Consider the following 16,437-nt stretch of genomic DNA (forward strand, 5'->3'; position numbering starts at 1 on the left):
GATGAAAGCAATTCAATTAGTTAGTCTTTTCTTAGTTTTCAGCCTTTGTACTTCATGCTTAGATGTAGTTGAAGTAGATTTAGAAGAAGCTACTCCAAGAACGGTAATCGATGCAACAATAAAATGGGAATACCCCAACGAAAGTAACAAACAGCTTATTCAAATAAGTGAAACGCGTAACTTTTTTGAAGATGAAATTACTTGGATTAGTAATGCAAATGTTGAAATTACGAATGCAAATAGCCAAACTTTTATTTTCGAAGAAATTGAACCTGGACAGTACATCACCAACAATTTTATACCCGAATTAAATGCAGATTACCAATTGCAAATACAAGCTAATGGAATTCAATATGAAGCCACAGAGCGATTTGTGAACCCATCGGTAATCGACTCTATTGTACAAGACGATGATGGAGGTTTTACAGGTGGCGAAAAAGAAGTTATTATTTATTTTCTAGATAATCCGGAGGAAGAAAATTATTATCTAGCGCGTTTTAATACCGAATTTTTAGCTTTTCCAGAAGTAGATATACAGTCTGATGAATTTAATAATGGCAATCGTATGTCGTTTAGCTTTGCTGACGAAGATTTAAAAACTGGAGATAAAGTAGAAATAGAATTTTACTCGATTAGTAAAGCTTATTACAATTTTTTATTTCGTTTGTTATTACAATCTGGTTCGGCAGGTGGCCCATTTCAAGCGCAACCTGCAACTGTTCGCGGAAACATAATCAATTCAGATAATTTTGATGATTTTCCATTTGGTTATTTTAGTTTGTCTACATTTGAAAAAGTTAGCGTTACAATAGAATAATGGGAGACTTCGAAAAAATAACCGAGCAAGATTCACTTTACAGCAATTTAGAACATATGCCAATAGGCGAATGTATTTCTGCTATAAATACAGAAGATCAAAAAGTTGCCTTAGCTGTAAAAAAAGCACTTCCACAAATTGAAAAATTAATTGAAGTAGTGGTCCATCAATTAAAAAAAGGTGGAAGATTATTTTATATTGGTGCTGGTACAAGTGGAAGGTTAGGAATTTTAGATGCAAGTGAATGCCCTCCTACTTTTGGTGTTTCGTCAGAACTTATTCAAGGAATAATAGCAGGTGGAAACAAAGCCATTCGTAAAGCCGTTGAAAACGCAGAAGATAACACAAACCAAGCTTGGAAAGATTTACAAAAACATCAAATTAGCTCAAAAGATGTTGTCATTGGCATTGCAGCTTCAGGAACAACTCCTTACGTAATTGGTGGCATTCAACAAGCTAGAGCTAATCAACTTAAAACGGGCTGCATTACGTGTAATCCTAAAAGTCCTTTAGTAGTATCTACAGAATTCCCTATTGAAGTAAAGGTAGGACCTGAGTTTGTAACGGGTAGTTCAAGAATGAAAGCTGGCACGGCACAGAAAATGATTCTTAATATGATAAGCACTACAGCTATGATTCAATTAGGAAGAGTTAAAGGCAACAAAATGGTAGATATGCAATTGAGCAACTACAAGCTTAACCAACGTGCAATCGAAATGTTAATGGGAATTAAAAATATTAGTTCTACAGAAGCTGAATTGCTTCTAAAAAGGCATGGTAGTGTAAGAAAAGCTTTAGAAAATGAATAAAAAAAAAGAAGTTTTAGGGAAAGGCGTTCGTTATTTAGCCATTTCGCTTCCGCTATGTTTTATTGGTCCTTCTGTAGTATTTAGTGCATTTAATAACCAAGACAAGTTTTTATTTATCCCTGTGTTAATTATTGGAATAGCTGTTTTAATTGGAGCCGGTTATTGCATTTTCAAAGGAATAAAAACTGTAATGCAAGCCCTTTTCGATAACTAGAGTTGCAAAATTTTAGTGAAATGTTTTTTGAGAAGTATTAATCTTCACCAGAACCATCTCCGTTACCATCACCATCACCCGGTAGCTCATCATCACCTGGAACTTCTATTTCTATAACTTCAATAAATCGAACATCTTCAAAAATACCTTCAGTCATTTGAATATCTTCTCCCAAACCAACAAATTCGGATAAAGTTCCTGAAAATGTACCTGAGATTATTCCAATTTCTTCATTATAACTAGAAATGGTCAACTCTCCAGATGTTGCTATATAAAAAGTCTGTGCACTGGTGTTATTGGGCACATAAGTAAGAATTAATTCTTCACTAGTGTTAGAAAGTGTATAAGTTCCAACAGTTGGATTGCTTATGTTAATGCTCAATTCTGCATTCCCTTTTTTACCAGACAATTCAAGTGCTTCTTCTTGTATTGCTGTTATTTCTTCAGCTACATAAAGTGTTTCATTTAAACGAACTTGAAAAGTTGCATCTCCATTAGGATCAAAAACATCGTTGATATCTTCGCCAAAACCACCATCTAGTGGCTCGTTATCGCAACTGATAAAAAATAAGGTAGAAACAAATAAGAATGAAAAAATATATTTAGGCATAAGTATAACGATTTAATGGGCGTAAACTTAATTAATTTAATTTAAATACGAGTACGCTTAGGAATACGGATTAATAAAAAAATTCCTACAATAAAAAAAACAACTAAAAATATAACTGAATTACGCATACTATCAGTTAGTTGGCTAATTAATCCAAAAATAGACATCCCTACAACAATTCCAATTTTTTCGGTTACATCGTAAAAACTAAAAAATGATGTAGTGTCTTTTGTATTAGGTAATAATTTGGCATATGTAGAGCGCGAAAGCGATTGAATGGCTCCCATAACTAATCCCACAAAAAAAGCAGCTAAATAAAAATCGGTTGGCGATTTCATAAAAAAAGCGTAAATACAAATACAGGCCCAAATACAGTTAATTACAATTAAAGTGAAAATATTACCGAATTTTCTTGCCAATTTCGCTGCTAAATAAGCCCCACCAATAGCAACTATTTGAATAAGAAGTATACTAATTATAAGTCCACTAGTTTCATCCTGACCAGACCAGTTAATTTCTTCCATTCCAAAATAGGTAGCAATTAACATAATGGTTTGTACAGCCATACTATATACAAAAAAAGCTCCTAAAAACTGTTGCAATGTCGGAATGCTTTTAATGTTGACAAAAACTTGTTTTATTTCCTTAAAACCATTCAGGAAAATTTCTTTAGAATAGGCATTCTTTTTAAAACTTTTAGGTAAATAGGCATACGTGTATTGACTAAAACCTATCCACCAAATACCAGTTAGCACAAACGAAATTCGTGTTGGTTGAGCATTGCTATCGAAACCAAAGTAATCGTATCCCATAATCATGCTTAAACAAATTAAAAGCAAAATAACGCTTCCAATATACCCTAAGCTAAATCCAAAAGCACTAGCTTGATCTTGTTGATCTTTAAAAGCTATATCTGGCAAATACGAATTGTAAAACACAATACTTCCCCAAAAGCCAATTAAACCAAAGAAATAGAACAACAAACCGATTTCAATATGTTCTAGGGTAAACCAATATAAACCGATACATGAAATTGCGCCTAAGTAATTGAAGAATTTCATGTAAATACGTTTGTTCCCAATATAATCTGCTATTCCAGAAAGCAGCGGACTTAAAATAGAAATACAAACAAAAGCAAAAGCCGTAATATAACTAATGAGTGAATCGTTATTTATATTAAAACCCAGAAAATCAACTTGATCGTTAATTACTTCTCCGGCTTCATTTTTTACCAAAGTAAGGGCTCCGTAAAATATAGGAAAAATAGCAGATGAAATAACTAAACTGTATACTGAATTTGCCCAATCGTAAAAAGCCCAAGCTTTAATTAGCTTGGGATGACCTTTAGGCAAGACAGTTTCTTTTTTATTAATCACTAATCGGAGTATTTGGTTTAAATTTAGTTACTCCAAACTTCTTAGCTTCTTCTTTTGCTAGGCTAGACATGCGGTTTAAATTTTCAATTCTATTTTCAGTTGAAGGATGTGTACTTAAAAACTCAGGTGGTTTATTACCGCCGCTAGCTTGATCCATTCGTTTCCACAATTCTGAGCCTTCATCAGGATCATAACCCGCAATGGCCATTAATTTAAGGCCAATCTCATCGGCTTCTGTTTCATGTTTTCTACTAAAAGGAAGCATCCCTAAATATTGAGAACCAAGACCATAGGCCAAATTGAAATACTCTTGCTGTTGTTGATCTTCAGAAAAAATAGCTCCACCAACCACACCTAAACTTTGTTGTAATGTACTAGCGCTCATTCGCTGTTGTCCATGATTAGCAAGCGCATGCGCAACTTCGTGTCCCATAATGGTTGCTATTCCATTTTCGTTAGCTGCAACTGGTAAAATACCTGTATAAAAAGCTACTTTTCCACCTGGCATAGCCCAGGCATTAACAGTATTTTCATCGATTAGTACAAATTCCCATTTGTAGTTATCAGTATAATTCTTGTATCCATTCGCATCAAGCCATTGTTCTGCTGCTTGTGCAATTTCGTTACCAATTCGTTTAATCATTTCTGCTCTAGGTGTTTCTGTAATAATTGTACTTTGTTCTTTTACTTGTTCATACTGCTGAAAAGACATAGGTAATATTTGATTATTTGGCACGATGGCCATTGTTTTATTACCTGTAAAAGGATTAGTAGCACAATTGGAAACAAAAATGAAAACGAAAACACTAAGAATTATTTTGGCTTGAGATGTTTTAAACATAAAATTAATTTTAAACAAATTTACATGTTTCTTTGTTGTATGCATTAACTCGTCTAAGATAATTTTTATCTGTAGAAGTCTTTACAAAAACCAAACAGATAATTTAAACTTCTTTTTAGAATTGAGTCGGACTTTAATCTATACATTTACAAAAAAGGCACACTTTTTGAAAAATATTATTTATGAAAAAATTAATTGTACTTTTTACCTTATTTAGCTTGGCTTGTAATACTACTGCACAGCAAGAAAAACAAACCCAAACAGAGAAAAAATTTGAAGTTGAAAAATCTGAACAAGAATGGAAATCCGAGCTCAGCGAAATGGAGTTTCAGGTTTTAAGAAAAGCGGCAACCGAACGAGCGTTTAGCAGTTCATTAAACAATATAAAAAAGGCAGGAACCTTTGTCTGTGCAGCTTGTGAAAATCCGTTGTATAAAACAAAAGACAAGTTTAATAGCGGTACAGGATGGCCTAGTTTTGATCGAGCCATCGAAGGTAGCCTTGCTTATTCTTCAGACCGAAAACTCGGTTACAAACGCGATGAAGCTTTGTGTGGTAAATGTGGTGGACATTTAGGCCATATTTTTGAAGATGGCCCAAGAGAAACCACAGGAATGCGACACTGCATTAACGGTGTAGCCTTGAAATTTGTTCCAGATGAAAAAGAAAAATAAACTATGAAATTATCTAATAAAGAATGGAAACAGAAGTTAAGCGAAGAACAATTTAAAATTCTTCGAGAAGCTTCAACAGAACGGCCTTTTACAGGCAAATACAACATGCACTTTGAAGATGGAACCTACAAATGTGCTGGATGCAATACACCTTTATTTGCAAGCGAAACTAAATTTGACAGCAGTTGTGGCTGGCCAAGTTTTGATGAAGCCATTGAAGGAAGTATTGAATACAAACAAGATCGAACACTGGGAATGCTCAGAACTGAAATTTTATGTACCAACTGCGGCGGACACTTAGGCCACGTTTTTGATGACGGCCCAACTGCAACTGGCAAACGATACTGCGTTAATTCGCTTAGTTTAAATTTTAACTCAAACCCTTAACCTTATGAAAAAAATTGGAACTTTACTTTTATGCTTGTTTTTTATAGCAGCATGTACAGACGATGTTGGCCCTCCAGGACCACAAGGACCACAAGGACCAGCTGGTATAAATATTTTAGGGAATATTTTTGAAGTTACTGTAAATTTTACATCGCAAAATAATTATGGTACATTAATTGACTTTCCTCAAGAAATTGAAGTTTTTGAAACCGATGTAGTACTGGTTTATTTATTAGAAGATGTAATTCCCGACTCAACTGGACCTATTGATGTTTGGTCTTTGTTACCTAGAACTTTTTATCTAGATGATGGAAGTCAAGTTGCGTATAATTTTACCCATACGTTTTTAGATGTAGAATTGTTTTTAGCGGGAAACACTAATTTTTCAACTTTAGGAAGCGCATTTACACTCGATCAAACTTTTAGAATTGCAGTAGTTCCTGCCGAATTTGCTGAAAATCCTGATATAAATGTAGCTGACATGCAAGAAGTTGTTCAAGTTTTAGCATCGCAGCAAGATGACTTTAACATTCAAAAACTAGAATAAACTTGATTTATAAAAAAACCATATTTTAAGCCATTTCATCTTTAGAAATGGCTTTTTTTTTTGCAATTTTGTTAACTCAGTTTACATTAACAATGCTTAATTTCACAAAAAAAATACCACATGAAAAATATTATATTTTGCCTACCTATACTATTGTTTACTGTGTTAGCCTGCGCTCAAAAAGATGAAAATATTGTTGAAGTTGAACAAGATTACGAATATGAAGTAATTACAGATCAATTAGAAATAACATGGGGAATCGACTTTTTTAATGATGGAAGCTTTTTGGCAACCGAAAAAGAAGGAAAATTATACCATTACAAAAATGGAAACTTAAATGAAGTAGGTAATGTTCCTGAAATTATGTTGAAAGGACAAGGCGGATTAATGGACGTTAAAATACATCCTGACTTTAAAAACAATCAATTTATTTATTTGAGTTTTGCAGAACAGGGAAATAAAGATGGTGTAGGCAACACGAAAATTATACGTGCTAAATTTACTGGAAATCAACTAAACGATATTATCCAAATTTACAAAGCTTCACCAGATTCAAATAAGCCTTACCATTTTGGAAGTAGAGTAGAATTTGATAATGATGGATATTTATATTTTTCAGTTGGAGACCGAGGTAATCGCGACGAGAATCCACAGGACATAAAACGAGATGGCGGAAAAATTTATCGCTTGAATGATGATGGAAGCATTCCTGAAAACAATCCTTTTGTAAATGAAGCCAATGCGAAGAAAGCTGTTTATTCGTATGGACACCGAAATCCACAAGGAATGGAATTAAATCCCTTTACAGGAAAAATATGGGTGCACGAACACGGCCCAAAAGGCGGTGATGAAATTAACATAATTCATGCTGGAAAAAATTATGGGTGGCCTGTAATTAGTTATGGAATAAATTACGACGGCACAAGTTTTACAGATGAAACTTCCAAACCTGGCATGGAGCAACCTATTTACTATTGGGTTCCATCGATTGCTCCAAGTGGAATGACCTTTGTAACTTCAGATTTATATCCCGAACTGAAAGGAAATTTACTAGTAGGTTCCCTTAAATTTTTATATTTAGAACATTGTATTCTTGAAAATAACAAGGTTGTAAAACGAGAACGCTTACTTAAAAATATAGGTAGAGTTCGCAGCATAAAGCAAAGCCCAGATGGTTACTTGTATGCTGGTGTAGAAGGTTTAGGAATTGTGAAAATTCTTCCTAAATCTTAAAATTCGCAATAAATTCAACCCTAGAATAATTGTAAATTAAAAAAGGATTTTTTTAAGATTCATCAATAAAATGCATTTTTATTAATAAAAATGCATTTTTTAGTTTGCAGAGCTTCATTTAGCTATTGATTATGTAAGTTAAATATTGTATTTTCGCAAGACTTAAAAAAGATGTTATGCCAGATATTTCCCCTAAAAAAGATGAACTTTCGTTTGAAGATTTCAAAAAAGAAGTGCTTCAAGATTATACTATTGCAGTAATCAGTAGAGAATGTAGTTTGTTAGGAAGACGTGAAGTTTTAACTGGAAAAGCAAAGTTCGGAATTTTTGGTGACGGAAAAGAAGTACCTCAACTTGCTTGGGCTAAGTCTTTTAAAAATGGAGATTTTAGATCGGGTTATTACCGCGATCAAACCTTTATGATGGCTATTGGCAAATTAAGTATAGAAGAATTTTTTGCTGGATTGTATGCTAATACAGACATTCAACAAGAACCAATGTCGGCTGGTAGGCAAATGGGCGGTCATTTTATGACACATTCTTTAAATGAAGATGGCAGTTGGAAAAACCTTACAGAACAAAAAAATTCGAGTGCAGATATTTCTCCTACAGCAGGACAAATGCCTAGGCTACTTGGGTTAGCACAAGCATCAAAAGTGTATCGTGCTGAAAAAAATATAGATAGTACATTATTTTCGAACAACGGAAATGAAATTGCTTGGGGAACAATCGGCAATGCCAGTACTAGTGAAGGTTTATTTTGGGAAACCATCAATGCAGCTGGTGTTTTACAAGTCCCGATGGTAATTAACGTTTGGGACGATGATTATGGAATTTCAGTTCATGCCAAACACCAAACTACCAAAGAAAATATTTCAGAAATCTTAAAAGGATTTCAACGTGAAGAAGGAACTAATGGTTTCGAAATTTTAAAGGTTAAAGGTTGGGATTATCCAAGTTTGATTGAAGCTTACCAAAAAGCAGAAAAATTTGCTAGAGAAGAACATGTTCCTGTTCTAATTCACGTAGTAGAATTAACCCAACCACAAGGACATTCTACCTCAGGTTCACACGAACGTTACAAAAGCAAAGAACGCTTAGAATGGGAAAAAGAAAACGATTGCAACTTCAAAATGCGCCAGTGGATTTTAGATCACGGCATGGCTACAGAAGAAGATTTATCGCAACTGGAAAAAGACATTAAAAAACAAGTGCGAGATGGAAAAAAAGCAGCTTGGACGGCCTTCGGAAAACAAGCAAAACAAGAAAACAAAGAAGCAATTGCTTTGCTTACCGATTTAGCTAATGCAAGCGAAAACAAAGCTTTTATTCAACCACTTGTCAACGAATTAAAAGAAAACACTGAACCACTTAAATCGGTTGTAATTGCTACAGCTCGTAAAGCATTGCGTTTTGTGCGTAACGAAAATATAGAACCTAAAACTAAATTAATCAATTGGATAACTGATTTTAAAAATAGAATTCAGCCACAATACAGTAGTAACCTTCAAAGTGAAAGCAAATGGAAGGCTACCAACATTGAAGCTATAGATCCAATTTACGATACCGATGCGAAAGAAGTAGATGCACGCATGATTTTACGCGACAACTTCGATAAAATATTTGAAAACAAACCTAAAGCTTTGATATTTGGAGAAGATTCTGGTGAAATTGGTGATGTAAACCAAGGCTTAGAAGGCTTACAAGAAAAATACGGTTCCATACGTGTCGCCGATACTGGAATTAGAGAAGCTACTATTTTAGGTCAAGGAATTGGAATGGCATTACGTGGCTTAAGACCCATTGCCGAAATTCAATACTTAGATTATATTTTGTATGCTCTGCAAATTATGAGTGATGATTTAGCAACTACCGCATACAGAACTGCTGGAAAACAAAAGGCACCTTTAATTGTACGTACGCGAGGACACCGATTAGAAGGAATTTGGCACTCAGGCTCACCCATGGGTGGTGTGTTGAATTTAATTCGTGGCGTGCATGTCTTAGTTCCAAGAAATATGACCAAAGCAGCTGGTTTTTACAATACTTTATTAGCTAGTGACGAACCAGGCTTAATCGTTGAATGTTTAAATGGTTATCGTTTAAAAGAGAAAATGCCTTCAAATTTAGGAGAATTTAAAACCGCTATTGGCCAAGTTGAAACCATTCGCGAAGGAAGCGATATTACTTTAGTTTCCTACGGTTCAACTTTACGAATTGTTTTGCAAGCCGCAAATGAATTACAAGAACTGGGAATTGATGCAGAAGTAATCGATGTACAGTCTTTAGTTCCATTCGATTTGAATCACGACATTGTAAAAAGCGTAGCAAAAACCAATCGTTTAATGGTGATTGATGAAGATGTTCCTGGTGGCGCTTCAGCTTATATTTTACAAAAAATTATAGACGAGCAAAATGCATATATGCATTTAGATAGCAAACCACAATGTTTAACTGCAAAGGCGCATCGACCAGCTTATGGCACAGATGGAGATTACTTTTCAAAACCTTCATCTGATGATGTTTTTGAACAAGTTTATGCGATTATGCACGAATTTAAACCCAGTCGGTTTCCTAAGTTAATGTAATCATTTATTGAAGCATATAAGGCGATGCTTATATCCAATCTAAACGAGAAGATTCAATTTTGTAAAGCATAAAATTAAATAACTTTAAGCTTTCTTGGTATGGTAAATAAGAAATAGAAATATTTCCAGATGCTGTGTATATCAATAGGTCAGAATGATCATTTCTTCGCTGAAAAATACTCCTTTTTAGTTGAACAGATTGTATTTTGTGCAAAGCTACATATTCAAGTTTTGTATGAATAGATCCCGAGCCTATTTGCAAAACATCATCATTTAAACCAATAAAACTCTTTTTAACAATTTTGTAATTTAAGAAAGAAAAGCCTATTAATATTAAAAGTGCAAATGCTATTGCAGCAAATATTGAAAACAATAAATATCCTGCAATTCCAAAGCCTAATACCACAGGAAGCTGTCGCCAAAACAAAACAATCATGTAACGAAAACTCGTGTGCACATATACAAAATTCTGCTGCAAATTTAAATCGAAAATCGCTTCAAAAAACTCTTTAAATTGTTCTGAAGTTATTCCTACTAAACCAATTTTTTGCTTCTCTGTAATTTCAGATGCAGATGCTTGGCTTACAAAAACTTTATTAATTTTAAAAAGACGAAGAATTGGATTGTGTTCAAAACTAACAACTTGTGTCTTATTTTTCTTAATAACTTGATTTACTTTTTTAAATAAACCATATTCAACTTCAAAATTGTTTTTTATGCGAACAACCTTTAAATTAAAGTATTTAATTACTTCTAGGGAAACGGTTAACAAAAAAACTAAGGAAATTAACACAAATGCTACTAAAGCAATAAAACTTAAAGTTTCGGGCAAACGATTTACCAAATCTTCATTGAAATCAACTTCAATAAACCTACTTAAAATATCATTTACAAAGTTGCTTATGCTACCAATAAAAACTGCAAGTAAGCCAAGGCCTTTAAGGTAGTTTGAGCTTAAACCTACCTTTAAAAGTTTACCAAATGAAAGATGTAATAAGGTTGATGTGGATTGTGACGAAGTTTTACTTTCGATGTCCTTGTGGTGGTGGTGATCTTGATTTTTATCAGCTACAACTTTAGCATCGTCTAAAACATCTTTAACATCTTCTAACAAAGCATTTTTTAATTGTTTTGCGGTAGTTTGGCTTAAGGCTTTAATTTTAATTTCAGAAGCACTTTCGCCAGCTGTTTCAATTTGAAACCCTACTACTCCAAATACTTGTTGCAAAATGTTTTGCTGGAGATTAATATTTTGAATTCGGTGAAAAGGAATTTCAACTTTACTGCGCTTAATTACTCCTTTTTGAACAATAAAGGCTTTTTGTTGAATTTGAAATTGGTATTTTAAATAGGATAAATACGAAAATATAAATTGTAGAATAACCAATACAATAATACCAGCCACTAAATAAACAGAATAATTTTCCCTGAAATTTTCACTTAAAAAAGGGGCAAACAGAGCATAAAAAAAACGCTTAAACTGCTTAGCTACATCTGCAAAAAATATAAGGAAAATCCCATTTACAGATTGCCGTTGAGGTTGAGAAAAATCCTGTTTACTCATCTTTATCTTCACTTACCTGCAAAACTTTAGCTTTCAATTTTTCAGCGGTTTGCAAGTCCAATCCATTAATTACTAGGTCTCCGCTTGAAGCACCAGCCGTAAATAATTTCAACGAATATAAATTTAGCAGACGTAAAATTGGTCCTTGTTTAATTTCTACGTGTTGTATACGCTTAAAAGGAATAACGGTTTCTTTAAAAAAGAAAAAGCCTTTTTGAAAAATAATATCCAACTCACGAACACCAAATTTTCGTTTAGGAAATCCTTTGAAAGTTTCAATTGCTGTAAATAATAGGATAACTAAAAATAAAGCAGATGCAATTTTTAATATTATCCTCGGAAATTCTTCAATAAAAAAATAAAAACCAGTAATTAATCCTACAAAGAAAAAAACCAATAATAAAAAATTAAACCACAATACATACTGGTATTTTTTAGCAATAGGTACTAATTTAGCTTTCGAAAAATCGGGTAATTCTTTAACTGGAACCGATAAATTAGAAAACTCGATTGATGTATTCATATAATATTAAAATTGAGCATCTACTCGCTCTCCATTTTCATATTTACCTACAAAAGCATCTTTAAAGTTAAGCTGCTTTACTACTTTACGCAATTCTTCAGCTTCAGCTTCAGTTTCAAAAACACCTAAAGTAAATAAATTAAAATCTTGGTAATTAGCATTGCGAACAATATTGTAACTATCTGAACTTAAGCGTGTGTTAAACTTTTTAAAAGCACCTAATTGAACCGCGTAAAATGCATTCAAGTCCAAAGGATGACTTGTATGTTGTGCAGCTAAATCTTTTTCTAGTTGTGCAATTGAAGCTTTATAATTTTCAATTTCAGATTTTTTTACGACTACTTCATCTGCCGCCAGGCTATTGGTTTCAATACCTAATGTTTCAGGTGAATTAAAAAAGATAACTAAACTTATAATGAGCAGAACAAGGCAAATTATAAATCCAATTAAAAAGCCTTTCTTTTTGGTTTTAGCATCTTCAACATCTTCTTGAAGTTGCTTTTGATTAGCTTGTGTAGCTTTCAAGTTTTTCTCAGCTTTTGAAGCTTTGTCTTTTAATTTTTGTAATTCTTCTTCGGTTAAAACAGGCATATGAACTGGATTAGGTTAAAAGAGTAAAGTTAAGAAATTATTTAACTATTTGATTAAAATGCAATTACATGTAGATAAAATTTATTAAACTAACTTAAGATAAGATAGTAAACAGTCTTTTAAACATAAAGCTGATTCCACTCTATTACGGAATCCATTTCACCTTGCTAAAATCGGGTTTACGTTTCTCTAAAAATGCGTTTCTACCTTCTTTGGCTTCTTCGGTCATATAAGCTAATCGTGTAGCTTCACCAGCAAAAACTTGCTGTCCTACCATTCCATCGTCTGTGGCATTAAAAGCAAACTTCAACATTTTTATAGATGTTGGCGATTTGGCTAAAATTTCCATTGCCCAATTAAATGCTTCTTCTTCTAGTTTTTCATGTGGAATTACGGCATTCACCATTCCCATTTCAAAAGCTTCTTGAGCAGAATAGTTTCTGCCTAAAAAGAAAATTTCTCTAGCGCGCTTCTGCCCTACCATTTTAGCCAAATAAGCTGAGCCATAGCCGCCATCAAAACTAGTTACATCTGCATCAGTTTGCTTAAAGATAGCGTGTTCTTTACTAGCTAAAGTTAAATCGCAAACCGTATGTAGCGAATGTCCGCCACCAACTGCCCAGCCCGGCACAACAGCAATTACTACTTTTGGCATAAACCGAATTAAGCGTTGCACTTCTAAAATGTTTAATCTCGGCATGCCATCATCGTCTACATAGCCTTGAAAGCCACGAGCATTTTGGTCGCCACCACTACAAAAGGAATATATACCATCTTTAGGCGATGGTCCTTCAGCTGAAAGTAATACCACGCCAATATTTACATCTTCTCTCGCATCGAGTAAGGCTTCAAAAAGTTCGCCTACCGTTTTTGGGCGAAAGGCGTTTCGCACTTCGGGGCGATTAAAAGCGATTCGCGCTACACCACCTGATTTTTTATAGGTAATATCTTGGTATTCTTTAACGATTTTCCAGTTCATTTGTAAATTTATTATTTTTTATAAAGTAGAATTTTCTGTATCATAACTTAAAGATTTAACAACGAAATCTTCTTCATCTTCATCGTAAATAGTGCATTCGTCAATAGGCCCAACATACAGATGAAGCGACATGCTTCTGCCTTTGGCAATATTATGAAGCGAATGGTAACCTAATTTATCGTTCATATAAGACAAGCCTTCTTTTTCCATGATCAATTCATTTTTAAATGAAAGTTCATCGTTGTAATTGAAGCGTTTTTCATGTAATTTTCCCTTCGCCAAATAAACCCAACACTCTTCTCCACCATGGCAGTGTATATCGGTTACTTGTCCTTCTTCCCAACAAAGCAACAAGAGTTCATAATCATCCGTGCGGTCAATGCAATTTCTGGTATATGAAGTTGAATCCCACGTTGCAAATTCAGCCAAATCGGATTCCGAAATTTGCAAATATGAAACAATGCGTTTAAAATCTTTGTTTTTACATTTGGGTAAAATGCTTAATAAGTCAGAGAGTGAATTGATGTTTTGCAAAATAAAAGCTTTTAAAATGATCAAAAAATCAGGACTAAAGCCCAATAATTTCAATATTTTCGTAAATATAAATTCATTACCATAGTTATGCAAGAAGACTTGAGCTTATTTCATGAAATCGCTGAAAAATTATTTACTGAAGAAGAGAAAAATCCCGTTGTTAGACCTATTCCACCTGATGAAGTTTACGATGAATTTAATTTGCATTTAGATGAAGATGGAATAACTGAAAATGAATTTGCTGAACTGATTGAAAAAGTGGTTTTAAACACGCCAAGAACTTCTTCTAAATTATTTTTTAATCAACTTTTTGGTGGCAGAAATACCAAAGCAACTTTAGGCGAATTATTAGCTGTTTTGTTGAATACGAGCATGTATACTTACAAAGTGGGTGGACCACAAGTGGGAATAGAAAAAGCACTTTTAAGTGAAATTTGTAATTTAATTAATTATCCTAAAAACGCAGGTGGCACTTTTGCTCCTGGCGGGTCGATGAGTAATTTTATGGCCTTATTAATGGCAAGAGATGTTGCCAATCAGCATATTAAAACGGAGGGCGTTCACCAAAAAATGACTTTATATACTTCAGCTGAATCGCACTACTCTATTCAAAAAAATGCAAGTTTTGCTGGCGTGGGAACTCAACAAATTAGAAGCATACAAACCGATGAGTTTGGAAAAATGATTCCAGCTGAATTTGAAAAACAAGTACAACAAGATATGGCCGATGGATTTTTACCATTCTTTGTTAACATCACCGCTGGAACTACAGTTTTAGGGGCATTTGACGAAATTGAAAGCTTAGATGCCATCGCTAAAAAATACAAAATTTGGAGTCATGTAGATGGTGCGTATTGTGGTGCTGTTTTGTTTAGTGAAAAATATAAACACTTGATAAAAGGAGTTGAAAACGTAGATTCGTTTAGTTTTAATGCGCATAAAATGTTAAACACGCCTTTAAGTAGTTCCATCATTGTTACGAAAAACCGATATAATCTACATCATTCTTTTGCCTGCGATGCCAATTATTTATACCAAACAGATGGAGATGATTTTAACTTAGGAAAAACATCGCTACAATGTGGCAGAAGAAACGATGCGTTGAAGTATTGGTGCTTATGGAAATCGATAGGTACTAGAGGTTTAGCGAAAATGGTTAATCATCAATTTGCTTTGGCTGAAACCGCTCGAAACTATATAAAAGAAAATGATGATTATACTTTGTATAGTTACGACGATTCTATTTCAATTTGCTTTAATTACAAAGATATCGATCCAAAGGTATTGTGCAATTTACTATACGAAGAAGCCAAGCTAATGGTAGGTTATGGTCATTTCGATGGAGTTGATTTTATTCGTTTGGTCACTATTAATAGTAATAATACAGATGAAGAAATTGAAAACTTTTTTAAAGTTCTAGAGAAATTTGCAAAATAATTAAAAGCTGAGTAAGTTTAGCTTTGATTATGATTTTAAATTTATTCCGCTAATTCCGAAATCCTTAAATTTCACCTATTAACAAGAAAGCTATCATTAGGCAATTAAGCTAGTTTATTCTTTCCATTTAATGTTGCACCCCATACTCGGTTTTTGATTTTTTGGTGGTGATTGATTATTTCTAATAGCGTCCAAAGCTTCACGAATATTTCTTCCTGAAATCGGCACACCATTTTTTGGTCTAGAATCGTCTAACTGTCCACGGTAAAAAAGTTGGTTTTCTTCATCAAAAACATAAAAATCTGGAGTGCAAGCTGCTTTATAAGCTCTTGCTACGCTTTGATCTTCATCGTATAAATAAGGAAAAGGATAATTTAATTTTCGAGCATACTCAAACATTTTATCAGGATGATCTTCGGGGTAATTCTCCACATCATTACTAGATATAGCCACAAAACCAAAACCCAAAATTCGGTAATCGTTAGCTAAGCGAACAATTTCTTCGTTTACATGCTTAACGTATGGACAATGGTTACAAATAAACATAACCACAGTTCCTTTTTCTCCACGAATAGCTTTAAAAGTATAAAATTCTCTACTTAATGTATCTTTTAATTGAAAGTCGGGAGCTTCAATACCTAACTCCAACATGTTTGAAGGTGTAAGTGACATATTTTTTTGAAGCTAATTTACATTAATATGTAAAATAAGAA

Annotated in this window: 18 protein-coding genes; 9 read left to right on the top strand and 9 right to left on the bottom strand. The window is 33.6% G+C overall.

The window, feature by feature from the left end; all coding sequences use genetic code 11:
* Position 1: 1 nt before the first annotated feature.
* Genes IEV63_RS06290 through IEV63_RS06300 form a run of 3 tightly spaced genes read left to right on the top strand, consistent with a single transcriptional unit; the run spans position 2 to position 1,840 of the window.
* Entirely contained in the window at positions 2-817 is an 816-nt protein-coding gene (locus IEV63_RS06290; RefSeq protein ID WP_188405939.1) for a DUF4249 domain-containing protein, read from the top strand.
* Complete coding sequence (gene murQ, locus IEV63_RS06295) at positions 817-1,626, top strand: N-acetylmuramic acid 6-phosphate etherase (protein ID WP_188405940.1); 810 nt, start codon at positions 817-819, stop codon at positions 1,624-1,626. The genes IEV63_RS06290 and murQ overlap by 1 nt, the downstream gene beginning before the upstream one ends.
* Complete coding sequence (locus IEV63_RS06300) at positions 1,619-1,840, top strand: DUF6095 family protein (RefSeq protein ID WP_188405941.1); 222 nt, start codon at positions 1,619-1,621, stop codon at positions 1,838-1,840. Before murQ ends, IEV63_RS06300 begins: the two co-directional genes overlap by 8 nt.
* Positions 1,841-1,877: 37 nt before the next feature.
* Here the strand turns inward: IEV63_RS06300 and IEV63_RS06305 are convergent, their stop codons facing one another.
* The 3 genes from IEV63_RS06305 to IEV63_RS06315 are packed head-to-tail and all read right to left on the bottom strand — an operon-like array spanning position 1,878 to position 4,667.
* Positions 1,878-2,450, bottom strand: a complete 573-nt coding sequence (locus tag IEV63_RS06305) for a DUF6252 domain-containing protein (protein ID WP_188405942.1) — start codon at positions 2,448-2,450, stop codon at positions 1,878-1,880.
* A 41-nt stretch (positions 2,451-2,491) separates the two neighbouring features.
* Entirely contained in the window at positions 2,492-3,826 is a 1,335-nt protein-coding gene (locus tag IEV63_RS06310; RefSeq protein WP_229737197.1) for an MFS transporter, read from the bottom strand.
* Positions 3,819-4,667 (bottom strand): M48 family metallopeptidase, encoded by an 849-nt coding sequence (locus IEV63_RS06315; RefSeq protein ID WP_188405943.1) that lies wholly within the window; start codon positions 4,665-4,667, stop codon positions 3,819-3,821. Before IEV63_RS06315 ends, IEV63_RS06310 begins: the two co-directional genes overlap by 8 nt.
* A 182-nt stretch (positions 4,668-4,849) precedes the next feature.
* Between IEV63_RS06315 and msrB (IEV63_RS06320) the strand changes: the two genes are divergently transcribed.
* The 5 genes from msrB (IEV63_RS06320) (at position 4,850) to IEV63_RS06340 (ending at position 10,096) form a co-directional block, all read left to right on the top strand.
* Complete coding sequence (gene msrB, locus IEV63_RS06320; protein WP_188405944.1) at positions 4,850-5,341, top strand: peptide-methionine (R)-S-oxide reductase MsrB; 492 nt, start codon at positions 4,850-4,852, stop codon at positions 5,339-5,341.
* A 3-nt stretch (positions 5,342-5,344) separates the two neighbouring features.
* Positions 5,345-5,728 carry a peptide-methionine (R)-S-oxide reductase MsrB gene (gene msrB / locus IEV63_RS06325; protein WP_188405945.1) on the top strand — a complete coding sequence of 128 codons (384 nt, stop codon included), beginning with the start codon at positions 5,345-5,347 and terminating at the stop codon, positions 5,726-5,728.
* A gap of 4 nt (positions 5,729-5,732) precedes the next feature.
* Positions 5,733-6,275: a hypothetical protein gene (locus IEV63_RS06330; RefSeq protein ID WP_188405946.1), complete on the top strand. Its 543-nt coding sequence runs from the start codon at positions 5,733-5,735 to the stop codon at positions 6,273-6,275.
* A 120-nt stretch (positions 6,276-6,395) separates the two neighbouring features.
* A complete protein-coding gene (locus tag IEV63_RS06335; RefSeq protein ID WP_188405947.1) occupies positions 6,396-7,508 on the top strand; it encodes a PQQ-dependent sugar dehydrogenase in 1,113 nt (370 codons plus the stop codon).
* Positions 7,509-7,684: 176 nt separating this feature from the next.
* Complete coding sequence (locus IEV63_RS06340; RefSeq protein ID WP_188405948.1) at positions 7,685-10,096, top strand: alpha-ketoacid dehydrogenase subunit alpha/beta; 2,412 nt, start codon at positions 7,685-7,687, stop codon at positions 10,094-10,096.
* A gap of 28 nt (positions 10,097-10,124) precedes the next feature.
* Here IEV63_RS06340 and IEV63_RS06345 read toward each other — a convergent pair whose 3' ends face one another.
* The 5 genes from IEV63_RS06345 to IEV63_RS06365 form a co-directional block, all read right to left on the bottom strand.
* Positions 10,125-11,660 (bottom strand): PH domain-containing protein, encoded by a 1,536-nt coding sequence (locus tag IEV63_RS06345; RefSeq protein WP_188405949.1) that lies wholly within the window; start codon positions 11,658-11,660, stop codon positions 10,125-10,127.
* A complete protein-coding gene (locus IEV63_RS06350; protein WP_229737198.1) occupies positions 11,653-12,183 on the bottom strand; it encodes a PH domain-containing protein in 531 nt (176 codons plus the stop codon). Before IEV63_RS06350 ends, IEV63_RS06345 begins: the two co-directional genes overlap by 8 nt.
* Before the next feature lie 6 nt (positions 12,184-12,189).
* The gene (locus IEV63_RS06355; protein WP_188405950.1) at positions 12,190-12,774 is read right to left on the bottom strand and encodes an SPOR domain-containing protein; all 585 of its coding nucleotides are present in this window, start codon (positions 12,772-12,774) and stop codon (positions 12,190-12,192) included.
* A gap of 145 nt (positions 12,775-12,919) precedes the next feature.
* Entirely contained in the window at positions 12,920-13,753 is an 834-nt protein-coding gene (locus IEV63_RS06360) for a 1,4-dihydroxy-2-naphthoyl-CoA synthase (RefSeq protein WP_188405951.1), read from the bottom strand.
* An 18-nt stretch (positions 13,754-13,771) separates the two neighbouring features.
* Positions 13,772-14,287: a cysteine dioxygenase gene (locus tag IEV63_RS06365; protein WP_188405952.1), complete on the bottom strand. Its 516-nt coding sequence runs from the start codon at positions 14,285-14,287 to the stop codon at positions 13,772-13,774.
* A gap of 87 nt (positions 14,288-14,374) precedes the next feature.
* Here IEV63_RS06365 and IEV63_RS06370 point away from each other — a divergent pair, with 87 nt between their 5' ends.
* Complete coding sequence (locus tag IEV63_RS06370; protein WP_188405953.1) at positions 14,375-15,724, top strand: pyridoxal phosphate-dependent decarboxylase family protein; 1,350 nt, start codon at positions 14,375-14,377, stop codon at positions 15,722-15,724.
* A gap of 114 nt (positions 15,725-15,838) precedes the next feature.
* Here the strand turns inward: IEV63_RS06370 and IEV63_RS06375 are convergent, their stop codons facing one another.
* Positions 15,839-16,396 (bottom strand): thioredoxin family protein, encoded by a 558-nt coding sequence (locus IEV63_RS06375; RefSeq protein WP_188405954.1) that lies wholly within the window; start codon positions 16,394-16,396, stop codon positions 15,839-15,841.
* Positions 16,397-16,437 lie beyond the last annotated feature (41 nt).

Source organism: Psychroflexus salis (assembly GCF_014640175.1).
In the GTDB taxonomy this organism is placed as follows: Bacteria; Bacteroidota; Bacteroidia; order Flavobacteriales; family Flavobacteriaceae; genus Psychroflexus; species Psychroflexus salis.

Bases quoted from the DNA above. Each gene is read 5' to 3' on its own strand.
- IEV63_RS06375 (WP_188405954.1), bottom strand. From the start codon at position 16,396: ATGTCACTTACACCTTCAAACATGTTGGAGTTAGGTATTGAAGCTCCC.
- murQ (WP_188405940.1), top strand. From the start codon at position 817: ATGGGAGACTTCGAAAAAATAACCGAGCAAGATTCACTTTACAGCAAT.
- IEV63_RS06290 (WP_188405939.1), top strand. From the start codon at position 2: ATGAAAGCAATTCAATTAGTTAGTCTTTTCTTAGTTTTCAGCCTTTGT.
- IEV63_RS06300 (WP_188405941.1), top strand. From the start codon at position 1,619: ATGAATAAAAAAAAAGAAGTTTTAGGGAAAGGCGTTCGTTATTTAGCC.
- IEV63_RS06345 (WP_188405949.1), bottom strand. From the start codon at position 11,660: ATGAGTAAACAGGATTTTTCTCAACCTCAACGGCAATCTGTAAATGGG.
- IEV63_RS06305 (WP_188405942.1), bottom strand. From the start codon at position 2,450: ATGCCTAAATATATTTTTTCATTCTTATTTGTTTCTACCTTATTTTTT.
- IEV63_RS06335 (WP_188405947.1), top strand. From the start codon at position 6,396: ATGAAAAATATTATATTTTGCCTACCTATACTATTGTTTACTGTGTTA.
- IEV63_RS06370 (WP_188405953.1), top strand. From the start codon at position 14,375: ATGCAAGAAGACTTGAGCTTATTTCATGAAATCGCTGAAAAATTATTT.
- IEV63_RS06330 (WP_188405946.1), top strand. From the start codon at position 5,733: ATGAAAAAAATTGGAACTTTACTTTTATGCTTGTTTTTTATAGCAGCA.
- IEV63_RS06340 (WP_188405948.1), top strand. From the start codon at position 7,685: ATGCCAGATATTTCCCCTAAAAAAGATGAACTTTCGTTTGAAGATTTC.
- IEV63_RS06350 (WP_229737198.1), bottom strand. From the start codon at position 12,183: ATGAATACATCAATCGAGTTTTCTAATTTATCGGTTCCAGTTAAAGAA.
- IEV63_RS06360 (WP_188405951.1), bottom strand. From the start codon at position 13,753: ATGAACTGGAAAATCGTTAAAGAATACCAAGATATTACCTATAAAAAA.
- msrB (WP_188405944.1), top strand. From the start codon at position 4,850: ATGAAAAAATTAATTGTACTTTTTACCTTATTTAGCTTGGCTTGTAAT.
- IEV63_RS06315 (WP_188405943.1), bottom strand. From the start codon at position 4,667: ATGTTTAAAACATCTCAAGCCAAAATAATTCTTAGTGTTTTCGTTTTC.
- msrB (WP_188405945.1), top strand. From the start codon at position 5,345: ATGAAATTATCTAATAAAGAATGGAAACAGAAGTTAAGCGAAGAACAA.
- IEV63_RS06355 (WP_188405950.1), bottom strand. From the start codon at position 12,774: ATGCCTGTTTTAACCGAAGAAGAATTACAAAAATTAAAAGACAAAGCT.